The organism is Synechococcus sp. W55.2 (assembly GCF_047461635.1).
Lineage (GTDB): Bacteria > Cyanobacteriota > Cyanobacteriia > Thermostichales > Thermostichaceae > Thermostichus.
This window is the reverse complement of the sequence record NZ_JANSHM010000010.1, coordinates 1-21,392: the sequence shown is the minus strand read 5'-3', so window position 1 is coordinate 21,392 and position 21,392 is coordinate 1. Positions and strand designations below refer to the sequence as shown.

Sequence of the window (21,392 nt, the reverse complement as noted above, 5' to 3'; positions counted from 1 at the left end):
CAAGAGGCGACCTGCCCAGCCATCCTGCCGCGCTCTTGCTTCGCTCAGAAACTGGCTAGTGGCGTTTGCCACGCAGAGCTTTGGCGCGGTTGTTCACCTGTCTTACAAATAGAGGCAGCAGGTGCGCCTGGATATATTCAAACGCTGCTTGTAGACCTTCTTTTTCGTAAATCAGGCCGATTTCCGCCTCAACCTGCGTGGGATCCCTGAAGGCCGACAAAAATTGGTTGGAGGTCAGCCAAGTGAAGAGTTCTGCGCGATTCAGGTCACAACTGGGCGGGGAGGGCACTTGCCAGTCTTGAGGTGGCCCAAGCAGCCACTGCCGGGCAAACAAGCTCAACACCGCATCCCCCAGCCAAGCCTTGTCGCGACGGGATCCCTCGTCCAACTGGGCCACCTGCTGTCTGATGGCCTGGCCGGTCGAGGAGCAATGGGATCCTGTCAGCATGGAAATGGGAAGTGTGCAAGAACTGGCAGCAGACAAGCCCGGCGGCGAAGCAGCCCTGCCTCATTTTAAGATAAGGTCTGGCCCGCCCTCACCAGGGTTGCAGATGGAGTGTGGCATTGCGAGGATCCTTGGAGCATGTTGTTGGAGCTAACCCCAGAAGAATGCGAATCGGTGATTCCGGTGGTGCCAACGCGCCTTCAGTATGCGGCTTACTGGAGCGATGCCCTCAAGAGCACGGGCCGCATCATCACGGCCATTTTGGTGGGCGTGGCGCTGCTGGTTCTTTCCCGCGCTTTTGGCGAGGGATCCTTTCTGGGGGCAATCGCCTTCCTGCTCGGGATTCTCTCGTTGCTCTATCCCTTCCTGTGGGGGCCGCTCTATACCATCTCCCGCCGTCAGCTAGCCTTTCGCGAGATTCCCTATGGGGGATTGTTTTTTGGGCAGGTGTTGCGCACTCGCCGCTACGAGGTGGTGGTGGAAGAGCGAGAAAAGCTGGATGAAGAGGGCAACTTCTACATTGAAGAGGTGCGGGAGCGCCAGTTTGAGATGGAAATTGGCGATGAGACCGGAGTCGTCTATCGTGTGCGGGCCAAGGACGATCCCCGCTACAGGCGAATTGTCAAAAAGCAATCGGTGCTCGGGTTGGTGAAAGCCTATTCCCGCGATTTGCAGCGCCGGCCCACCTTGAGCGAGGTCTATGTGGTCAAGCTGGGGGAGTGGGTGGGAGATGTCTCCTATCTGGATCGGGAGGCTTTTTTGGATATGGCAGATGAGCTGTTGGAGCTACAGGCCCAAGGACAAGCTTGATCCCCTGGATCCCTGGTGTTCTCTGGGATGGAGGGGAAGGGATCCCTGCCTTTTTATTCTGAAACCTAAACGGCTGCCTATCCGGGAGCGCCGCTTTTAACGCTGGGTTAGCCGCATTATTGTACTGGCCAGGGGTAGGGTTGGGTAGTTTACTGTGGACTGGCGGGAGCTTTAAACTGAGGGCTGTAAGCTAAAAACAACTGCCATGGGCGATCCTCTCACCCCCCAAGTTAGCGAGCGCATCTGCAAGCACATGAACGAAGATCATGCCGATGCAATAGCCCTCTACGCCAGGGTCTTTGGCCAGGTGGAAGGAGTTACCCAAGCCCGCATGCAGGCCATTGACCCGGAAGGGATGGACTTGCGGGTGCAGGTCGACGGGGCCGTACAAACGCTGCGGATCCGCTTCGACCACCCCCTGCGGGACTCTGAGGACGCCCATCACACCTTAGTTGCCATGGTAAAGCAGGCCCGTGCCCAAGTTAAGCAAGCTATGAAGTAATGGAGACGGGATTAGCTGACCTGTTGCAGGAGCCGATCCAACTGGCCTCGGGACTCAAGGGCATAAAGATCGTCGCAGCCGCCGATGTGCTGGTTGTTGATGAAAATCTGCGGCACCGAACGGCGGCCGTTGGCCCGCTTGGCCATTTCCGCCCGTGCTGCCTCGTCTCCATCGATGGCGTACTCGATATACTTCACGCCTTTGCGATCCAGCAGTTGCTTAGCCCGGATGCAAAAGGGACAAAAACGCCAGGTGTAAATCTCAACAGTCATAAGAAAACAACAAACGCTTTTACATAGCTTAACATTTTCACGGAGCCGGGATCCCTTTCCTTGCAAACCTGGGGTTTTCTGCCTCCCATGGTCTAGTTGGCTTCCTTCCAGTTGTGGCCGATTTGGATATCCACAACCAGCGGTATGGAGAGGGGCACCGCTCCTTCCATTTCCCTTTGGATCAGCGGTTTTAGGGCCTGCCATTCCGAGGGATCCACCTCAAACACCAGCTCATCATGCACTTGCAGGAGCAAGCGGGAACGAAAGTTCTGCAGCTTTTGCCGCAGGCGCACCATTGCTACTTTGATAATGTCCGAGGCGGATCCCTGAATGGGAGCATTCACAGCTGCCCGCAATTCCGCTTGTTTGCGATGGCCTGTCAGACGAGACAAATTGGGAAAATAGCGACGGCGACCCAAGATCGTTTCTACATAGCCATGCTTTTCCACAAAGGCTTCAGTGGAGCGCAGATAGGCAAAAATGCCGGCGTAGCGCTCGTTAAATCGCTGTAAAAATTGCTTGGCTTCCGACAAAGAAACCCCCGCAGTGCGGGCAAAGCGCTGCGCTCCCATGCCATAGATCACCCCATAGTTGATCGTTTTGGCCAGGCGGCGTTCTTCGCTGGTTATTTCCTGTTTTTCCAGGAGCAGGCGGGCGGTCAGGGTATGCACATCTTCTCCTGAGCGAAAACCTTCCACCAGGGCAGGTTCTTGGCTGAGATGGGCCAAAATGCGCAGCTCAATTTGAGAGTAATCTGCTGCCGCCAATAGCCATCCCTCTTGGGGAATAAAAGCTTGTCGAATCCGGCGACTGAACTCGGTGCGAATGGGAATATTTTGCAAGTTGGGGTTTGAGGAGCTGAGCCTGCCGGTGGCAGTAACGGTTTGGTTAAAGTCGGTGTGGACTCTGCCGGTATCGCTTCTTACCAGGGCAGGCAGAGCATCCACATAGGTCGATTTCAGCTTGGCCAAGGTGCGGTATTGCACGATGGTTTCGATGAGAGGATGATCCCCCTCTAGCTTTTCTAAAACTGAGGCATCAGTGGAATAGCCAGTAGCCGTTTTGCGGGTTTTGCGAATGTCCAATTTCAGCTTTTCAAAGAGCAGGGATCCCAGTTGTTTGGGAGAATTGAGGTTGAAGGTCTCTCCGGCCTGGGCATAGGCTTTCTGCTCCAAACTTTGCAGCTCTTGTTCCAGCTCTTGGGAAAATTGCCTCAGAAACTCGGTATCAACACGAATGCCGATCCACTCCATCTCTTCCAAAACTTGGGCCAAGGGCAGCTCGACTTGAATAAAAAGATCCCACAGGCGTGGATCGGTTTTCTGCAGCTTTTCGGTGAGGATTGGCACCAGACGATAGGCACAATAGGCGTCGGTTCCACAGTATTCTGCAACTTTGGAAATCGGGATATCGGCAATGGACTGTTCCTTGCCCAGCAACTTTTTGTAGCTGGTGGTTGGCAAATTCAAATGGGTAGCTGCCAAATCGGCCAAGTTGTGGCTGGCTTCTGGATCCAAAACGTAGCTGGCCAACATGGGATCAAACTGGATCCCTTGCAGGCGGATCCCGTGGGCGCGGAAAATGCTCAGGTCGTACTTACAGTTTTGTAGGCTTTTGGGTCGGTTGGGATCTTCCCAAAGGGGTTGCAGGCTTTGTTTAACCAGCTCCCAATCCAGGTTGGATCCCTGGCGGTGGCCGATGGGCAAGTAGGCGATATCTCCCTCTGACCAACAACAGCCGATCCCCACCAATTGGGCATCCCGTGGATCTAGACTGGTGGTTTCAGTATCCCAAGCTACAATCCCTGGGCAGGCCAGCAGCTCTTGCCGCAACAGCTCCAGTTGCTCCGGCGTATCGATGATGCGCACCGCCGGCAGAGAAGGGACGGGATCGAGGGCAAAATCAAACCACAGGGCTTCGTCAGGAGCGTTTGCAGGAGCCCCGGTGGGATTAAAAGCGCCGACCACCTCTGCCTCGGTTGGGATCCCCCCCAAAGCCGTTTGTATTTTGCGCACTTGGGCGATGAAGCTGTGAAACTCCAATTTTTCCAGCAGCGGCAGCAATTCTGCTTGATCAAACCCGGTTAATTTCATGCTCTCCCAGTCGGGAGAAAGAGGAACGTCGCATTTGATCCGAGCCATAAATTGCGAGTGATGGGCCGCCGGGATCCCTTCTTTGAGGTATTGCTGGACTTTTCCTTGGATCTCGTCCAGGTGGTCGAAAATTTCATCCAAACTGCCGTAGCGCTCCAGCAGCTCCACAGCTCGCTTGGGGCCGATCCCTTTCACCCCGGGAATGTTGTCAGAAGGGTCACCACAGAGGGCCTTATAATCCACCACCTGCCAAGGCCAGATGCCCAATTTTTCTTTCACTTGTTCGGGGCCAAACTCGCTGATGCGATCTTTGCTGTTGAGGTGCAAAACCCGAACTCTTCCATCGGTATCGATCAACTGGAACAGATCTTGATCGCCACTTAAGATCTGCACCCGGTAATCTTGGGGGGCTAGCCTACTGAGGGTGCCCAAAATGTCATCGGCTTCAAAACCAGGCACCACCAAAATCGGGATGCGTAGTGCCGTCAACACCTGCTTCAGGTTCTCCACATCTTCGATAAACTCCGGCGGCGTTTCCGGGCGGCCTGATTTGTAGGTTTCGTCGGCCTCGTGGCGAAAAGTGGGCTGCCGTGTATCAAAGGCAACGGCTACATGGGTAGGGGTGTATTTGTCCAAGACTTCTAACAGCGATTTCAAAAAGCCAAAGCTGACGCTGGTGGGGATCCCAGTGGAAGTGCGCAACCCCCCCTCGCGGCTGTAGGCAAAGGCGTAGAAGGAGCGATAGGCCAGAGAGTGACCATCCACCAGCAGCAGTGTTGGAGTTTGCCAAGCCATCAGCTGATACCTTGAGGGTGAATCTAGCCTATCGGATCTGGGCTATGGGCAGAAGGGATCCCACATCCGTCTCAAGAACTCGAGCGGCGGGCTGCTGCCGACACCCAATGGCAACTTCTGTAATCACAATCTGTAGGCACAATCTGTAATCACAACTGGCTAGGACGAGATCCAAAAGCCCACCGACGGGCCCGCCAACCCTGATTTCCGTTTTGCGGGCTACAATGCTCATGCCCATTTTTTCAATTGGTTGGCTCAATCGGCAATACCTAAATTTGTTACCCAGTTGATCACCCAAAGCATTGCCCTCTGGTTCTGGACAAAATACAGCCCGCCACAATGCTCTTCTCTTCTCAGCAAATCCTGCCTCCATCTCTCTACCCACCCCTGCATTGGGGCCTCAAGACCCTCTTTCCCGACGGCCTGTGGGAGTTGCCGGCAGATCCCCATACCCAGCGGGTGGCTCTGACCTTTGACGATGGCCCTCACCCTGAGTACACCCCTGCTTTGTTGCAGGTTTTGATGGATTTTCAGGTGCCGGCCACGTTTTTTGTGTTGGGAGAACGGGTGCAGCGCTGGCCCCACCTGGCCCGTCAGATCCGCCAACAAGGCCACCGCATTGGCCTTCACGGCTGGCAGCATCGCCCTTTTACCGAGCTTGCCCCTGGAGAGCTTTATCAGAGCCTGAAGCGCAGCCAAACCACCCTCGTGGCTGCCTGTGGCGGGATCCCTGACGATTATCGGGCTGTGCGCCCGCCTAATGGCTTGTTTTGGCCGCAGACGCTTGCGGATTTGCGCCGTTGGGGCTTTTGTCCGGTGATGTGGAGCGTGGTGCCTGAGGATTGGCTGATCCCACCGGTATCGGTGGTAGTGGAGCGGGTGCTGGCACAGGTGCGGCCTGGCTCCTTAATCGTGCTGCACGATGGGGTACAAGGAGGAGCCCAAGTGGTTGAGGTAACGCGGCAGTTGATCCCAACTTTGAAGAAGCGGGGATTTGAATTTGTCCACTTGCCGGATCCCTGAGATCTTTACCAGTTGGGGAGAAATAAATTAAATACAGTAGAGGCACGCGTAGGCAGGAGGGTCAAGCCATGGGCGCACGCAAGATCATCTACGGCATTTTTGGGCAACGGGCCGGCAGCGTTATCGTCGGAACTTGGAACTGGCTGTGGGGGATCCCGGTGGAGAAAGGTGGCACAGAGGCGGTGATGGTGGCGGAAGAATCCCTACGCACGATGCAGGAGACGGTTCAGCGTCTCACGGAAGCCGTTGCCACCCAAGTAGCCGCCTATCAGCGGGCTGAGCAGAAGTACATGCAAAAGGTGCGGGAGTACCAGGCCCTGGAGAACAAAGCTCGCCTGGCCGCCCAACGGGGCGATCAAGAGGCTGCCCGCCTGGCTATGTCCCAAGCGCTGCAAATTGAGGCCATTCTCGGCCCCCTTAAGGAGAACGTGGAAACTGCCGAGCGCTACGTCAACGCCGCCAAGCAAAAGCTGGCCCGCGAGAAAGAGCGATTGGCCGCTTACAAGAGCGAGCTGAGCAACCTCAAAGACATCAACGAGGTGAACCAAGCTCTGGAGCAGATGACCCGCATCAACAATTCCTACAACATCGACTCGGCCAAGTCCCAATTTGAGGCGGCAAAGAATGCTATCCAGGCTCGCCAGCTCAGATCCCGAGCCATGAGCGAGCTCTCGGAAGATCGCAGCGAGCAGATTGCTGCCCAATTGGATGAAATGGCCATGGACGATGAAATCTCCCGCCGCTTGGCAATGCTCACCGGCCAAGGAGGTGCCCAGGCCAACCTGCCGCTACCGGATCTGGATTTCGAGAAGCGGCTCCCTCAATAGCGGCAGTTGCTTTTAGGCCGGTAGGATCCCCTGTTTTCAGTCTCAGCCGACATCGGCGACCACGCTGCTGAGCCGGAGTTTTCCGTGGGCGCAGTCCGGCCAACTGGGCTGGATACTCAGGCCTGAGCACGCCCGGCACCCAGGCCAAGGGGTTAGAGCTGGCGCGCTCGTACTAGGATGATAAAGGAACAATAGGCAACCCATCTGAGGAGAGGATCCCAGCAATGTCAGCAGCACGAGGCGCGCATTCTGCCCGATCAGGCCTGTGGCCCACTTACGCAACCAGCCCGTGGCTGTCTAGAGCGCTGTTGCTGCTCTGTGTCTGCCTCAGCTTGGTGGTCGGTGCCTGTTCCGCAGGCTCTAACCTACGGGCCTACAGGGATCCCAGCGGAGCCTTTGCTTTTGCCTACCCCAATGGCATGGTGGCGGTCAATCTTGGGCCGGGAAAAGGGCCAGTGGTTCTCCTGCGCGACCTGGTGTACGAGACCGAGAACGTCAGCCTGATGATCGCCCCGTTTGACAAGGGGGAGACGATTGCCGATTTGGGCAGCCCGGATGAGGTGGGGCAGTTGGTGGCGGAGAAGATCATTGCTCCTGAGGGATCCGGTCGCTCGGCCAAGCTGTTGGCTGCCGAAGCCTTTGAGCGGCAGGAGCACCCCTATTACCTGCTGGAATACCAAACCGATATGGGATCCCAGCTTCGTCATGAGGTGGTGACGGTAACCGTTCGGCACCATCGCCTCTATACGCTGACGGCCTCTACCCAGGAATCCCGCTGGCCTCAGGTGCAAGCTGCCTTTAGGAACGTGGGCCGCTCTCTGAATGTTTCCTAAAGCTTTTCCTGAGAGGATTTTCTCAAGGGATTGAACCGGGTTGACGGACTTGGGTAGGTTAAGGTTGAGCCCTTTAGGGCTGAGTTATGGTCATTTTAGGTTGGGGGCGAGACGCCTGGGCTACTGAGAAAAGCCTTGTGGTTCTGGGGATTATTGCTCCGCAACGCTGACGCGAAGACGCGACCAACGTTTTGGGTGTGGGTGCAGTGTCCTAGCTTGAATCGAAATGACCCTACATACGGGTTCCAGCCGGGCCATCTGGTGCTAGAACGGTAGTGTTTTGAACCTGCGGAGATGGGATCCCACCCTCTTGGGCCTGCTCTATGACCGTATACGTGGTTCAGATCAGCGACCTGCATCTGTTTGCCAAGCCCCATCACCGGCTGCTGGGGGTGGACACGGAAGCCTCTTTCCTGCAGGTGCAAAAGGCCATTGCCGCTCTGGATCCCTTGCCCGATCTGCTGCTGCTTACCGGAGATCTCTCTCAAGATGGCAGTGCAGCATCCTACGCTCGTTTGAGAGCCCATTTGCAAACTCTCCCCATCGATACTTACTGGTTGGCGGGCAACCACGATCGCCTGCACACCATGAACCAAGAGCTTCATGCCGAGCGGCTATTTGGGGACAAGAGCTTCAGCCGGGAAAATTGGAGCTTTATTTTGTTGAACTCCCTCGTGCCCGGCAAAGATAGCGGTTACCTGACGGAGCGCACGCTGCTGTGGCTGAAACAAGAATTGCAGCGGAGCAAAGCCGCCCAACACCATGTTTTGTTGGCCCTGCACCATCCCCCTTTTTCGGTGGATTCTGCCTGGCTGGATCAAAGTGCCCTGCAGCAGCCGGAGCGGTTGTTTGGGGTTCTGGACGAGTTCGACCACATCCGCCTCGTTGTATTCGGCCATATTCACCAAGACCTGCACCGCCGGCGGGAGGGGGTTGATTACCTGGCTTGTCCCTCAACCTGTGTGCAATTTCGTCCCAAGAGCCCCCAGTTTGGCCTGGAGGTAATTCCCCCTGCCCTGAGGCAGATATGGTTGGAGCGAGATGGCAGCTTCAAAACTCAGGTTCAACGGGTGGGAGCTGCTCTGCAACGGCCCAACCTGGCCCTGAAGGGATATTAGCTCTCCCCCTCTTGAACCTCTGTGGGGGGTAGCCCGATGGCCTGCCCCAAACAGACGCTGGCCCCCAGCAAGGCCAACCACCCCGGCAGCAGCGACAGGAAGGCCACTGCAGCCACCAGGGTATTGTTTCCCCCTTGCAAAAGGCTGTAGAGCAGCATTGGCAGCGTGAGAACCCGCCCACCGCCGACAAAGAAGGTGAGCAAAAATTCGTTCCAAGAGATCAAAAAGGCAAATACCGCCCCAATGGCTGCCCCAGGGGCAATGAGGGGCAACGTCACCTGCCACCACACTTGCCAGGGATCCGCCCCCAAACAGCGGGCCTGCGCCTCGTAGCCGCGGTCGAAACGGGCGAACACACTGCCCATCACCAGAGCCATGTAGGGAATGGTGGGGATCAGATGCACCAAAACCACCGCCAGCAGGGTACTGTCCAGCCGCAGGCGAATCAGCACCCCTTGGATGCCCATCAATACGGCCAAAGGAGAGGTGATGATGGGCAATAGCAGCAGCAGGCGCAGCCAGGCAGGCACGGGACGGGTGCCCAAAACTCGCCCTGCCGGGATCCCCACCCCCAAGGCCAGCAGGGTGGTAAACAGGGCAATTTGCAAGCTCTGGCCGAAGGCTGCCCGGAACTGGGATCCCCAGCTCAGCAGTTGCTGCCAACCGGCTATGCTCCATGCCCGGGGCAGGGCATCGGGAAAATACCAGGCCCGCGTGAAGGCCCAAAGGGCCAGCACCCCAAAGGGCAAAGCCCAAAGGAGGGCCACTCCGGCCACCCCAAGGCGGAGCAGGGATCCCCCAATCCATCTGCGTCCTTTCACGGCTTTCTCCAAGGACTCCGTCCCGCTGAGCCAAACGGCAGCTGCAGAAAGGATACTCTGGCTGCAAACAGCCCTCCGATTAGGCTGACCACCGCTGCCGAGACAGCCAGCAGGATGATCCCCAGCGCCACCGCCTGCTGCCGCTGCTCCAGGTTGATGTGGGTGAAGCGCTGATAGATCAGAACGGGCAAGGTGCGCGGGTAGGTGGGCCCTAAGAGCAAGGGAACCTCAAAGGCGCTGAAGACAAAGCCGAAGATGAGAATCCCGGTGGCCAGCAGCCCCGGCCTCAGCAAGGGCAGCGTTACATACCAAAACGTCTGGGCGGCAGAAGCCCCCAGCAGCCGAGCCTGTTGCTCCAGCTCGGATCCCATCCCGCGCAGCAGCGTCAGCGCCACCAGAGCGGCAAACGGGATCTCCTTCCAAAGCCAATAGAGCAACACCCCCACATAGCCGCGGTCGTTCACCCACAAGGGAAAATCCTGATCCGAGGCAATCCAGCCCAGTTGGAAGGCCAGCCGCGCCAGCCAACCGCTGGGCCCCAGCAGCAGCAGCATCCCCGCCACCCCCACCAAATGAGGAATCGGCAGCGTCAACTGGCCGAGCCAGATGGCCCACCCCCCCACCCCCCGCAACAGCAGCGCCAGCCCCAGCCCCAAAAGCAGCGCCAACCCCGTTGCCAACAGAGCGATTCTGAGGCTGAGCAACAGGGATCCCCCGACTTCCGCATCCCGCAGCAGCTCCCCATACCCCTGCAGGGTAAACCCCCTCTCGCCCAGGCCGTAGAGGCCCACACTCTGGGCCAGAGCCAGCAGCAGCCCCCCGCCGTAGAGCAGGCCCACCAACCCCAACGCCGGCAAAAGCGGCCCATACTGCCGGATCCCCTTAAGCCCCACCGGCCCAGATCCCCGTCCATTTAAGCTATTCATTGAGCCAGTCCCAAGAGCTGCCTCACGAGAGAATTCAAGATGGGAGCGGATCCCTCGACGATCAAGCGATCAAGACTGCCTAGTGCTCCACACCGCCAACGCGACCAACCATTGCGATCTTTACATCCCATGGAGAGAACCCTAGACCAGATTAACCAACGCATTGCCAAAGGCCAGGTGCGGGTGTGGACGGCCCTGGAAGCCAAAGCCAAGCTGGCCACCTTGGGGATCCAGGAAGCCTTTGAGCAGGTGGATGTGATCACCACCGGCACCTTTGAGCCAATGGAGTCTTCAGGAGCCATTGTGAACCTGGGCCATACGGATCCGCCCATCAAGATTCGCCAAGCTTGGCTGAACGGGGTACCGGCCTATGCCGGATTTGGCGCGGTGGATCTTTACCTGGGGGCAGCCCAACCCAGCGAGCAAGCGGATCAAGCCTATGGGGGCGGCCATGTCATTGCCGACCTGGTGGCGGGCAAGCGCGTCCATTTGCGGGCCATCGGCCAAGTGACCGATTGTTACCCCCGCGCCGACTACGAGACCACCCTGACTCGGGATCAGCTCAACCAGTTTTACCTGTTCAACCCCCGCAATGCCTACCAAAACTTCATCGTCGGGGTGAACGGCGGGGATCGGCCTTTGTACACCTACTTGGGTCTGTTGGAACCGCATCTGGGCAATGCCGTCTATTCCAACCCGGGAGAGCTATCCCCCTTGTTGAACGATCCCCTGTTGCGCCGGGTGGGGATCGGCAGCCGCATCTTTTTGGGAGGCGGCATCGGCTACGTCGCCTGGGAGGGCACCCAACACTTTCCGCTGCAAAAGCGATTGCCCAACCAAACTCCCATCGGCCCGGCGGCCACTCTAGCCCTGATTGGGGATGCCAAGCAAATGCAGGCGGAATGGGTGAGGGGCTGCTACTTCCGCAACTACGGTCCCAGCTTGATGTTGGGGGTCGGGATCCCCATTCCCATCCTCGCTCCTGCGGATTTGGAGGCCATCGCCATCCGGGATGAAGAACTGGTGGCACCGGTGATCGACTTTTCCATTCCCCGCCGGGTGCGGCCCACCTTTGGCTTGGTGAGCTATGCCCAGCTCAAATCCGGCCAGATCACCCTCAATGGCCGCAAGGTTCGCACTGCCCCTCTGGCCAGCCTGCGCCGCTCCATGCAAATTGCCGAAATCCTCAAGCAGTGGATAGAAAGCGGCCAATTTACCCTCACCCAACCTGTCGCCCCCCTGCCCCTGGATCGGGAGTTTCTCCCCCAAAACCCTCTCAGGTGACGTCCTCCCCTCAATGAATTGGGGGCCTCCTCAAGCGGATGCACGCAGCGCTTTGGTTCGGGGACACCGTGCCTCCCTACTTTTGGGGTAAAGCGGCTCTCCAGAAGAACCGCTACCGGAATTCGCCCTGGCAGCAACTTCTCCAGGCAACCCCATCAACCCCACTTCAGGTGCTGTCTCAACAACTGAGCGTGCTGAGCCGATTGCCTCGCCCACAGGTCAGCTTGGGCAGGGCTGAGAGCTAGGCCCTCTGAGTAGCAGGCCAGCCAAGCTTGGTGTAAGGCTTCAGGATCGGTGGGCATCTCCTGCAGATCCCAGCCAGGCATGCCCAATTCCTGGAGCAGCGTTTTCACCTTGGGATCGTAGCTGAGACCAAAACAGGCGCAGCCCTCTGCCGCCGCCATCACCAATCCGTGGTAGCGCATGGTGATCGCCAGCCTGACACCCCGAAAGACTCCTTTCAATAGACAGGGATCCCGAATTTCCAGCACTTGGCTACGGTGGGGTAGGCGCTGCTGAAGCTGCTGAGCCAAGTGGTAGTCTGGCCCAAGGTCAGGGGATCCGGGAGGAGCCAGCTGAAAGGGCACGAAGAGAAGGTATGCCCCCGTGGAAGCCTGGAGACGCTGTAAACCCTGGCTCAAAGCTTCTAGACAGGCTCCAGTCAGTTGCGGATGCGGACGCAAGACCACAGCAATGCGGGGCTGAGGCCACGTTTCCCATTCCGGCAAGGTTTTGGACGGCAAACTCCAGACGGGATCCGGAGCCACCTGGTGAGGGATCCCCCACTCTTGCAGCCATTGGGAGGCAACCCCATCCCGCACACTGATGGCCGTGCAACCTGCCAACGAGCGACGGGCTAGTGCGCGAATCCACCCCCGCTGCAGCGGCCCGATCCCCTGGGCCCAGGCAAGGGTCTTCAGTCCCCAGCGCTGGGCTAGGCCCATCACCCCCAGGTAGTAGAGAGGGCTGCGCCAACTGGTGCGATCCTGCAGCAGGCCACCTCCACCCCAGATGAAAGCCTGGGCCTGGGCCAGATAGCGCTGCAAAGCCCAGCCGTCAAAGCGGGGGCAGGCCAGCACCCCATAGGTGGCAGCCGTTTCGGCAGGGCAAGGGGAGAGCACCACCGGCTGCACAGGGTCGGGCAACTGCTCTAGCTGTCGTAAGAGAGCCAGCAACAGGGCTTCGTCGCCAGCATTTCCGTAGCCATGGTAGCCGCAGATCAAAACCCGAGGCCCTTGCATAGAACCGGCTCGCTCAGGAAAGTCGCGCTGGGATCCTGCTGAGGTCAAGGTTGGGTTGCATTCAGCCCGGTTTATCGAGAACTCAGTTCAATCTACTGCTTTCTCTGGGAATCCAGACCGCCACCATGGCAGAGCTCCTCCCAGGAGAGAGATGCCGACAAAAATTGGGAAAAGGCCGTGACAGCAAAACCTAGGCAGATGCCAGCTCCTCTAGCCACTGGGTCAGGTCGGCCAGCGTCTGAAAGTCCAGCAGAGCCTCTGCCAACCCCTCCAATTGCTCGGTGGGCAGGCGGCGGATGGTCTCAGAGAGGTCTTCCGGCAGGGGCCCCAGCTTGCGCTGCAGTTGACTCAAGGTCAGTCGAGCAGCCTCTTGTTGCAGACCTTGTTGCAGACCTTGCTCTAGGCCTTGTTTCAGGCCCTCCTCTCGCCCTTCTTTGAGGGCTTCTGCTCGCCACATCTGATAGATGGTCGATTCCCGCACAGCCAAACCTCCCAGAACCCTGCTGATTTCCTCTGGCGTCCATGTTAATCCTGCTAAGACGGCAGTGGCCGCTTTCAACTCCTGCCGCAGCTTGGGATCCTCCATCTCAGCTATGGCTCTGGCCACCTGCCGCAGACGGGGTTCTGGATTGTCCGGCTCTGCCAGTACCGCCAAGGGCAAGAGGCCTGGGTATCGGGATAGCACCTCTGGATCTTGTTCCCACAGGCGCAAGACCTCAAAGCGATGAGAAAGGGATCCCCGTTGAAAAGAGGTTTGGTACGCCCGTTCTGACTGGGTTTTTCTTAGGTAGATGACAATCTGCCGCACCTCCTGGTCGGGATAGCGACGGAACAGGCGCAGGCAATAGTCGGCCATGCGGAAGGGGATATCGGGATCCGGGTCGGTTTGAAACTCCAGATGCAAAATTAAGTTTTGGGCCCGCAGCAGGATAAGAGAGTCCGCTCGAATGGGCTCGGTGGACAGCTCCGTCGGCTGTAGCTGAGCCAAGGAAACAGGGGATCCCAGCAGCCACCGGGCAAAGGACTCGGGGAACCATTCCACCAAGTACTTGCAGACGTTATCGTAGGCCACAGGATCCCTTTCCTACAAAAGCCGATTCTCCCGATGGCCCCTCTGCCGAGATCAGCCGTAGTACCCTTGGTTGATGCGGTTTTCCAGTTGGTTAGCCCCTTCCTGATACTCGCCAAACACGAAGTTCTCGGCGTTGGCTTTGATCAGGGCCTTTTGCTGCTCTGTCAGGCCTGAGATCTGCAACATGTCTTCCAGGCTCTTGTAGGGGGCATTTTTCACCAGGATGCGAGCTAGGGTGGGATAGAAGCCGGGCAGTTGGCGGTAGTTGCGCAAGATGGTGTTGTTCACGTCAATCGGAGTGTCCAAGTGCTTTACCGGGGGAAGCTCTGCGGCCCTGGCCACAACAGGGATCCCCAAAGGAGCGAAGCACAGACAGAGCACTAACACCACACGAACCAAGATGGACAGCAGCCAGCGCATAGCATCACTTCTCCAAGCAGAATCCAAAAGGCTCATCTGTATAGGTTGCTAACATTCTCCGACCATCTAGTGTCTCATCCCCTCCACCCCGAATCGAGGGCCAAGACAGGATTTGGATCCCGACAGAAACAATTTTTAACAACTATGATCAGGAGACAGTCTTTCTTGCTCTCCCTTTCTCGGCTATCGCACCATGTCCGACTTGGCCCTTCTCCACTCGACTCGACTTGACCCCCCCAGCCGGGATCCATCTCCAGGGATCCCACAACCCACGCCTTCTCCGGAGCTGGAGTTGCTGGGGCAGACCGAACTCTTTCTCAGACGGCACATTGGGCCGGATGCCCGGCAAATTGGGCAGATGTTGCAAGTGTTGGAGCTGAGTTCGCTGCAGGAGCTGGTGGAGAAGGCGGTGCCGCCGGCCATTCGCAGCAGCCAGCCTTTGCAATTGGGATCCCCTTGCCCTGAGCAGCAGGTGTTGGCGGAACTGCAGGCAATGGCGGCCCAGAACCAGGTGTGGCGCTCCTTTTTGGGCATGGGCTATTCCAACACCCTGACGCCACCGGTGATTCAGCGCAACATCCTGGAAAACCCTGCCTGGTACACCCCCTACACCCCCTACCAAGCTGAGATTGCCCAGGGACGGTTGGAAGCCCTGCTCAACTTCCAGACGATGGTGATCGACCTGACGGGGATGGAGATCGCCAATGCTTCCCTGCTGGACGAGGCCACCGCAGCCGCCGAAGCCATGGCTCTTGCCTACACCTTGGCAGGCAGGGGATCCCCAGTTTTCTGGGTGGATCGGGGCTGTCATCCCCAGACGATTGCAGTGGTGCAGACGCGGGCAGAGCCCTTGGGGATCCAGGTGCGCGTGACGGATCTGGCGGAGTTTTGCCCGGAGAAGGGCTTTGGGCTGCTGTTGCAATATCCCAGCACCTATGGGGAAATCCGGGATTACCGGCAGTTGGTGGAGCAGGCGCACCAAAAGGGGATGGTGGTGACGGTGGCTGCCGACCTGCTCAGCTTAACCCTATTGCAACCCCCAGGAGAGTGGGGAGCGGACATCGTGGTGGGATCCACCCAGCGCTTCGGGGTGCCCTTGGGCTATGGTGGCCCCCATGCGGCTTACTTCGCCACCCGCGAGGCCCACAAGCGGCTGCTGCCAGGACGGCTGGTGGGGATTTCTCAAGATGCTCAAGGCAAGCCGGCCCTGCGCTTGGCGTTACAGACCCGCGAACAGCACATCCGGCGGGACAAGGCCACCAGCAACATCTGCACTGCCCAGGTGCTTTTGGCGGTGATGGCTTCTATGTATGCCGTCTACCACGGCCCCCGCGGCTTGCGACACATAGCCGAGCGCATCCACCGCCAGGCCCATCACTTGGCCACCAGGATCCGTCAGTTGGGCTATGAGGTGGGGCCCGAGCATTTCTTCGATACCTTCTGGGTCAAGGTAGCTTCTCCAGAGCAGGTGCAGGCGATCCAGGCCGGCGCTGCCCAGCGACAGATCAACCTCCGCCAGATCGATGACCAGACGCTGGGGATCAGCTTGGATGAGGCTACCACCGCTCAGGATCTGCGGGATCTGTGGGAGATCTTCGCCGGAACCCTTCCCCGCAGCGGAACGGAGTCCTTACCGCCAGCTTGGGATCCCGACAGCCCAGAGCTGGACTTGGGCCAGAGCCTGCCGCCCCAGCTCCTGCGCACCACCCCCTACCTCACCCATCCGGTCTTTAACCGTTACCACTCGGAAACTGAGCTGCTGCGCTATATCCACCGCCTGCAAAGCCGGGATCTGGCTCTCACCCATTCCATGATCCCCTTGGGCTCTTGCACCATGAAGCTGAACGCCACGGTGGAGATGATGCCGGTCACCTGGCCGGAGTTTGCCCAGCTCCATCCTTTTGTGCCCCTGGAGCAGGCCCGCGGCTACCAAGCCCTCTTTGCCCAGTTGGAAAAGATGCTGGCGGAGATCACCGGCTTTGCCGGAGTTTCTCTGCAGCCCAATGCCGGATCTCAGGGGGAATATGCCGGCCTGTTGGCTATCCGCCGCTACCACCAAGCCAGAGGGGAAAGCCGGCGGCAGGTGTGCTTGATCCCCACCTCGGCCCACGGAACCAACCCGGCCAGCGCCGTGATGGCGGGGATGCAGGTGGTGAGCGTAGCTTGTGATGAAGCCGGCAATATCGACATTGAGGATCTGCGGGCCAAGGTGGAGCAGTACGGGGAGCGGCTGGCCGCCTTGATGATCACCTACCCTTCTACCCACGGTGTGTTTGAGGAAGGGATCCGCGAGATTTGCCAGATAATCCACGAGGCGGGGGGACAGGTGTACATGGATGGGGCCAACCTCAACGCTCAGGTGGGCCTCTGCCGTCCTGCCGAGCTGGGGGCCGATGTTTGCCACCTCAACCTGCACAAGACCTTCTGCATTCCCCATGGGGGAGGTGGGCCGGGGGTAGGGCCCATTGCCGTGGCCCGCCACCTTGTGCCCTATTTGCCTGGCCATCCTGTTTTGCCCGGCTGTAACGGCCCCGTCAGCGCTGCCCCGTGGGGCAGTGCCAGCATTTTGCCCATCTCCTGGGCCTACATTCGCCTTATGGGATCCGCCGGCCTCACCCTGGCCAGCCAAGTGGCCATCCTCAACGCCAACTACATCGCCAAGCGGTTGGATCCCTACTACCCGGTGCTCTACAAAGGGCCGGGGGGATGGGTAGCCCACGAGTGTATTTTGGATTTGCGCCCCCTGAAAAAAAGCGCCGGCATCGAGGTGGAAGATGTGGCCAAGCGCCTGATGGACTATGGCTTCCACGCCCCCACCATCTCCTGGCCGGTGCCGGGGACAATGATGGTGGAGCCCACCGAGAGCGAATCTCTGGAGGAGCTGGATCGCTTCTGCGAGGCGATGATTGCCATCCGCCAGGAGATTGCCGCCATTGAGCGAGGCGAGATGGATCCGGTGCGCAATCCCCTCAAGCTGGCCCCCCACACCGCCGAGGTGGTGGCTGCCGACCACTGGGATCGCCCCTATCCTCGCTCGCTGGCCGCCTACCCGCTCCCTTGGGTCAAGGCCCACAAGTTCTGGCCCAGCGTCAGCCGCATCGACAACGCCTACGGGGATCGCCACCTGGTGTGCAGTTGTCAGCCCTGGCTCGACGAATGATGGCTGCTCTGGAACTTGGCCCAGAAAGGGAGATTGGTTGTATCCAAAGGCGGGATCCGCTATAACCAGTCAGGGATCCCTGGCCAACGGATGAGAAAAAATCCCCGTCTTGAGCGGTTCACGTCAGTGGGGCCAAGTTCTTTGCCTATTCTTACTCGGCTAACCCTGGGGCTGTTGGCGGGATCCCTCGTGGCCTGCCGCAAGATGCCTGATCCGGTTGCTCAAGAAGTGGATCAGGATCCCGTGCGGCGTCACATCGGCAAAGATGGCACGCACTTTGAGGCTTCCCTGGGGGATACCCGCGCCCTTCCCCCCCAGTTTCCCCGTCACTTGCAGTTGCCCAACGCTGTCATCATCTCTTCGGGACAGATTCGGGATCGAGAGGGGGGCCTTGCTTCCCTGATCTTGCAGACCTCTCAGCCTCTGGAGGCGATTGCCGCCTACTACCGCCGCACCCTGTGGGGCCGGGGCTGGGACATCCTCTCGGACATCGAGCAGGCCAATGGGATCCGCACCTTGGTGTTCGAGTCTCCCCCCCACCCCAAAAAGCCTCTCCAACAGGCGGTGGTGCAAGTGGGATCCCCCCGTCGCGGGCCGGATCAGGTGGAATACCGCGATATCTTGATCTTGCTCAGCACCGTATCCCCCTCTGCCACGGCAGAAGACCTCTCTTCAGCCAAGCTCACTCCCCCAACTTCCCCCTGAGGATGCCCATCTATACCCAGTCGATTCAGATTGCGGCCAGCGTGGCCCAGGTGGATCGCTGCCTTACCGACCTGGAGTTGATGAAGCGCTGGCTCAACCCGCTGTTGGGCTGCGAGGCGGTGGGATCCCCTCTGGCGGAATTGGGCAGCCGCTACCGCTTTTTCCTTCGCTTGCCGTTTGTATCCCCCAGCTTGGATTGCGTGATTACAGAGCGGGCAGAAGGCTTGGTGCAGTGGCAGTTTAAGGGATTTTTTGAAGGAACCGACCGCTGGGAATGCCATCCCCAGCCGGGGGGTACCCTTCTAGTCAATTGCTTCAACTTCCGCATCCCCAGTCCCTGGGTGGCGGCAGGGTTTTACCTGTTGGCAGCAGGGCCGACCCAGCAGGATATGCGGGCCCAGCTCCGACGGCTGAAGGCGGTGGCCGAGGCTTTGGGTTAGGCTGGTGGCAAGTAGTAAAGAAACGTAAAAAACTGCAATGACCAGCAACAGCGGACTGTTTAACCGTCGCTTTGCCGACAACTTCATCCCCCAACCAGCCAACACTTCTCTGGAAATCGGCCAGATTGCCCCCGATTTTGAGCTGCCGCGCGTGCAAGGGGATCCCGTGCGGCTATCGGACTACCGCGGCCAAAAGCCGGTGGTTCTGGCTTTTACTCGTATCTTCACCGAAAAGCTTTTTTGCCCTTTTTGCTACCCCCACATCCAAGAGCTGAAAGCCCGCTACAGGGAGATCCAAGCTCTGGGGGCGGAGCTGCTGATGGTCACCAGCACTGATCCGGTTCAAAGCCAGCAGATTCAAGCAGACCTGCAGCTGCCTTACCCGCTGCTGGTGGATCCCGAGTGCAAAACCTTCCGCCTCTATGGGGTTGGCCAAGCTTTGGGAGCACCCCTGCCGGCCCAGTTCGTTGTGGATCGGGAGGGCAAACTGCGCTTCAAGCATGTTTTCTCCTTTGCCCAGCCCAATGCCGATACCGATGAGGTGCTGCGGGTGTTGCGGGAGGGGCTGCAAACCGGCTGGGATGGAACCCGTAGGGTGGCCCCTATCCCCTTTTTCTAGGGATCGGGCTTCTCTGCCATTGGACTTCCAGGGAGAGAGACTGCGATGTTTGCCCGTCTGGCCCAGAGTGGGGCGCGTCAGGCCGAGATCCTGGAGGTGGTTTTGCGCCACGGTTGGGACTACATGCGCCGCTTGCTCTCTTTTGGCAAGGCTGGGGAACCCCAACTGCCCCCCCCAATGGTGCTGCGCAACATTTTGGTGGATCTGGGGCCGGTCTATGTCAAGCTAGGCCAACTGCTGAGCACCCGTCCGGACCTGTTGCCGCGAGAGTACATCGAGGCCCTCAGCACTCTGCAGGCCGACGTACCTCCTGTTCCCTGGAATGCGGTGGAAATCCTGCTGCGGCAGCAGTTGCGGCAGCCGTTGGAGCAGGTGTTCAGCAGCCTGGACACAGAGTCGGTTGCGGCGGGATCCATTGCCCAGGTCCATCGGGCTTGTCTGGTCAGCGGCGAGTGGGTGGCCCTCAAGATCCAGCGGCCCGGGCTGGAGGCGGTGGTGGAGCGGGATACGCGGCTAATCCGGGGCATTGCCGAGCTGGTGGCGCAAACGGAGTTCGGCAGGTTGGCAGATGTGGTGGCCTTGGCGGATGAGTTCTGCCGGGCCATTCAAGCAGAGCTGGACTTTACCCAAGAGGCCCGCCACACCGAGCAGCTCCGCCAACAGTTGCAAAGGGGGCGTTGGTTTGATCCGGCCCAACTGGTGGTGCCGCGCATCCATTGGCCTCTCACTACGCCAAAGGTGTTGACGCTGGAGTGGATCGAGGGCCGGCCCCTGTTGGAGGCGGATCGCAGCGACGCGGACCCGGAAAACATCGCTCGCCTCTTGACCCGCGCCTTTTTTCAGCAGATCTGCATCGACGGCTATTTCCACGCCGATCCCCATCCGGGCAATCTGTTTTATCTGGGATCCGGTCGCGTGGCCCTGCTGGATTGCGGCATGATTGGGCGGCTGGATCCGCGCACGCAGCAGATTCTGCTGGAGCTGATGCTGGCCATTGTCAGCCTCGATGCCCAGCGCTGTGCCGAATTGACCCTAGAGTTGGCCCTGCCGGAAAGATCCACGGCCCGCTTGCGGGAGCAGCCGGTTAGCTTGGCCCAGCTCCAAAGCGACTACGAGCGTCTGCTGCGGCAGTACTACACCCTGAGCATTGCGGAGCTCAACTTCAGCCAGCTCTTTTCTGAGATCCTGCAGGCGGCCCGGCGCAACCAGATCCGCATTCCCGGCAATTTGGGCCTCTGTGCCAAGGCGCTGGCCAATTTGGAAGGGATCGCCCGCCAGCTCACCCCCGGCTACAACCTGCCGGAGCAGCTTCGCCCCCTGATGGCGGATGTGTTTCGGGCGCAATTGCTGGGGGAAGCCCCTCTGCCTTCGCTGCTGCGCACGGCTTTGGATTTGAAAAATCTCTCTCTGCAATCGCCGCGCCAGATGGAGCTGCTGCTCAGCCGCATCACCTCGGAAACCCAGCGCTGGAACTTGACCATCCAAGAGCTGGACGGGATCCGCAGCAGCCTGGATCAGTCGGCCAACCGCCTCTCCTACAGCATTGTGGTCGGCTCTCTGATCGTCGGGGCCGCCATCATCTCGGCTCAGACGCAGCGCTTCCAGGTCTTTGGGCTGAGCGAACTCCTCTTCGGCGCGGCCAGCCTGTTGGGGCTGTGGCTCGTCATCAGCATCCTGCGCTCCGGTCGCCTGCGCGGCTAGATTGGCTGAGGTTGGCTCATCAGTGGACTCAGGGCCCTACTGCCCTTGTCTGGATCTCGATGTTTCCAAAAGAACACCAAAACGGTATCAACGCCTCCGCGAGCGATCCGCCAAAAGCCGCAAAGGCCGATTCTTTCGTTCGATCCCTCGACGCCTTGCGCCACAAGGCTTTCCGGCTACAAAACCCCCTCGCCAAAACTCTTTTTGCCGACTTTTTTCCGGATCCCTCGCAAATGGGCCTTGCATTCCTTGCCCTGCTTGGGTTTAATAGGGGTGGAGTTCCCC

General features: G+C 59.0%; 21 protein-coding genes. 13 read left to right on the top strand and 8 right to left on the bottom strand.

The features are described 5' to 3' along the window. Window positions 1–55 precede the first annotated feature (55 nt). Window positions 56–484, bottom strand: coding sequence for a hypothetical protein (locus NW828_RS03805; protein ID WP_414381655.1), 429 nt, complete (start codon window positions 482–484; stop codon window positions 56–58). 99 nt (window positions 485–583) lie between these two features. On the opposite strand from NW828_RS03805, the gene NW828_RS03800 reads away from it, so the two are divergent. Further along, window positions 584–1,255, top strand: a complete 672-nt coding sequence (locus NW828_RS03800) for a hypothetical protein (protein WP_414381652.1) — start codon at window positions 584–586, stop codon at window positions 1,253–1,255. Between the two features lie 205 nt (window positions 1,256–1,460). Continuing rightward, a complete protein-coding gene (locus NW828_RS03795; protein ID WP_414381649.1) occupies window positions 1,461–1,757 on the top strand; it encodes a DUF2470 domain-containing protein in 297 nt (98 codons plus the stop codon). Window positions 1,758–1,768: 11 nt separating this feature from the next. Here NW828_RS03795 and grxC read toward each other — a convergent pair whose 3' ends face one another. Both grxC and polA read right to left on the bottom strand, forming a co-directional pair. Beyond that, on the bottom strand, window positions 1,769–2,029 hold the full coding sequence (gene grxC, locus NW828_RS03790; RefSeq protein WP_414381646.1) for a glutaredoxin 3: 261 nt from the start codon (window positions 2,027–2,029) through the stop codon (window positions 1,769–1,771). A 92-nt stretch (window positions 2,030–2,121) separates the two neighbouring features. Continuing rightward, on the bottom strand, window positions 2,122–4,917 hold the full coding sequence (polA, locus tag NW828_RS03785; RefSeq protein WP_414381643.1) for a DNA polymerase I: 2,796 nt from the start codon (window positions 4,915–4,917) through the stop codon (window positions 2,122–2,124). Window positions 4,918–5,256: 339 nt separating this feature from the next. On the opposite strand from polA, the gene NW828_RS03780 reads away from it, so the two are divergent. The 4 genes from NW828_RS03780 to cpdA all read left to right on the top strand — a co-directional run bounded on the left by NW828_RS03780 (window position 5,257) and on the right by cpdA (window position 8,718). Next, on the top strand, window positions 5,257–5,940 hold the full coding sequence (locus NW828_RS03780) for a polysaccharide deacetylase family protein (RefSeq protein WP_414350259.1): 684 nt from the start codon (window positions 5,257–5,259) through the stop codon (window positions 5,938–5,940). A gap of 68 nt (window positions 5,941–6,008) precedes the next feature. Beyond that, the gene (locus NW828_RS03775) at window positions 6,009–6,767 is read left to right on the top strand and encodes a PspA/IM30 family protein (RefSeq protein ID WP_414381640.1); all 759 of its coding nucleotides are present in this window, start codon (window positions 6,009–6,011) and stop codon (window positions 6,765–6,767) included. A 308-nt stretch (window positions 6,768–7,075) separates the two neighbouring features. Continuing rightward, complete coding sequence (psbP, locus tag NW828_RS03770; protein ID WP_414381637.1) at window positions 7,076–7,600, top strand: photosystem II reaction center PsbP; 525 nt, start codon at window positions 7,076–7,078, stop codon at window positions 7,598–7,600. A gap of 323 nt (window positions 7,601–7,923) precedes the next feature. Further along, window positions 7,924–8,718 (top strand): 3',5'-cyclic-AMP phosphodiesterase, encoded by a 795-nt coding sequence (gene cpdA, locus NW828_RS03765; RefSeq protein ID WP_414381635.1) that lies wholly within the window; start codon window positions 7,924–7,926, stop codon window positions 8,716–8,718. Here the strand turns inward: cpdA and NW828_RS03760 are convergent. Both NW828_RS03760 and NW828_RS03755 read right to left on the bottom strand, forming a co-directional pair. Continuing rightward, window positions 8,715–9,539 carry an ABC transporter permease gene (locus NW828_RS03760; RefSeq protein ID WP_414330751.1) on the bottom strand — a complete coding sequence of 275 codons (825 nt, stop codon included), beginning with the start codon at window positions 9,537–9,539 and terminating at the stop codon, window positions 8,715–8,717. The two genes, cpdA and NW828_RS03760, sit on opposite strands and share 4 nt — an antisense overlap. Further along, entirely contained in the window at window positions 9,536–10,465 is a 930-nt protein-coding gene (locus tag NW828_RS03755) for an ABC transporter permease (RefSeq protein ID WP_011431804.1), read from the bottom strand. Before NW828_RS03755 ends, NW828_RS03760 begins: the two co-directional genes overlap by 4 nt. Before the next feature lie 129 nt (window positions 10,466–10,594). Between NW828_RS03755 and NW828_RS03750 the strand changes: the two genes are divergently transcribed. Beyond that, the gene (locus tag NW828_RS03750) at window positions 10,595–11,749 is read left to right on the top strand and encodes a homocysteine biosynthesis protein (RefSeq protein ID WP_414381633.1); all 1,155 of its coding nucleotides are present in this window, start codon (window positions 10,595–10,597) and stop codon (window positions 11,747–11,749) included. Between the two features lie 155 nt (window positions 11,750–11,904). Here the strand turns inward: NW828_RS03750 and csaB are convergent, their stop codons facing one another. The 3 genes from csaB to psbU form a co-directional block, all read right to left on the bottom strand. Beyond that, the gene (gene csaB / locus NW828_RS03745; protein ID WP_414381631.1) at window positions 11,905–12,990 is read right to left on the bottom strand and encodes a polysaccharide pyruvyl transferase CsaB; all 1,086 of its coding nucleotides are present in this window, start codon (window positions 12,988–12,990) and stop codon (window positions 11,905–11,907) included. Between the two features lie 190 nt (window positions 12,991–13,180). Then, window positions 13,181–14,062, bottom strand: a complete 882-nt coding sequence (locus NW828_RS03740; protein WP_414381629.1) for an Rpn family recombination-promoting nuclease/putative transposase — start codon at window positions 14,060–14,062, stop codon at window positions 13,181–13,183. Between the two features lie 51 nt (window positions 14,063–14,113). Further along, entirely contained in the window at window positions 14,114–14,482 is a 369-nt protein-coding gene (gene psbU / locus NW828_RS03735) for a photosystem II complex extrinsic protein PsbU (RefSeq protein ID WP_041436072.1), read from the bottom strand. Window positions 14,483–14,675: 193 nt separating this feature from the next. Between psbU and gcvP the strand changes: the two genes are divergently transcribed. The 6 genes from gcvP to NW828_RS03705 all read left to right on the top strand — a co-directional run. Beyond that, a complete protein-coding gene (gene gcvP, locus NW828_RS03730) occupies window positions 14,676–17,642 on the top strand; it encodes an aminomethyl-transferring glycine dehydrogenase (protein WP_414381627.1) in 2,967 nt (988 codons plus the stop codon). 141 nt (window positions 17,643–17,783) lie between these two features. Continuing rightward, entirely contained in the window at window positions 17,784–18,347 is a 564-nt protein-coding gene (locus NW828_RS03725) for a hypothetical protein (protein ID WP_414381624.1), read from the top strand. A 2-nt stretch (window positions 18,348–18,349) separates the two neighbouring features. After that, window positions 18,350–18,787 carry an SRPBCC family protein gene (locus NW828_RS03720; RefSeq protein WP_414381621.1) on the top strand — a complete coding sequence of 146 codons (438 nt, stop codon included), beginning with the start codon at window positions 18,350–18,352 and terminating at the stop codon, window positions 18,785–18,787. A gap of 37 nt (window positions 18,788–18,824) precedes the next feature. After that, entirely contained in the window at window positions 18,825–19,406 is a 582-nt protein-coding gene (locus NW828_RS03715; protein WP_414332206.1) for a peroxiredoxin family protein, read from the top strand. Window positions 19,407–19,451: 45 nt separating this feature from the next. Further along, window positions 19,452–21,107 (top strand): ABC1 kinase family protein, encoded by a 1,656-nt coding sequence (locus NW828_RS03710; RefSeq protein ID WP_414381618.1) that lies wholly within the window; start codon window positions 19,452–19,454, stop codon window positions 21,105–21,107. A 59-nt stretch (window positions 21,108–21,166) separates the two neighbouring features. Next, window positions 21,167–21,392 (top strand): hypothetical protein (locus NW828_RS03705; RefSeq protein ID WP_414381615.1); only part of this gene is annotated, 226 nt, incomplete at its 3' end.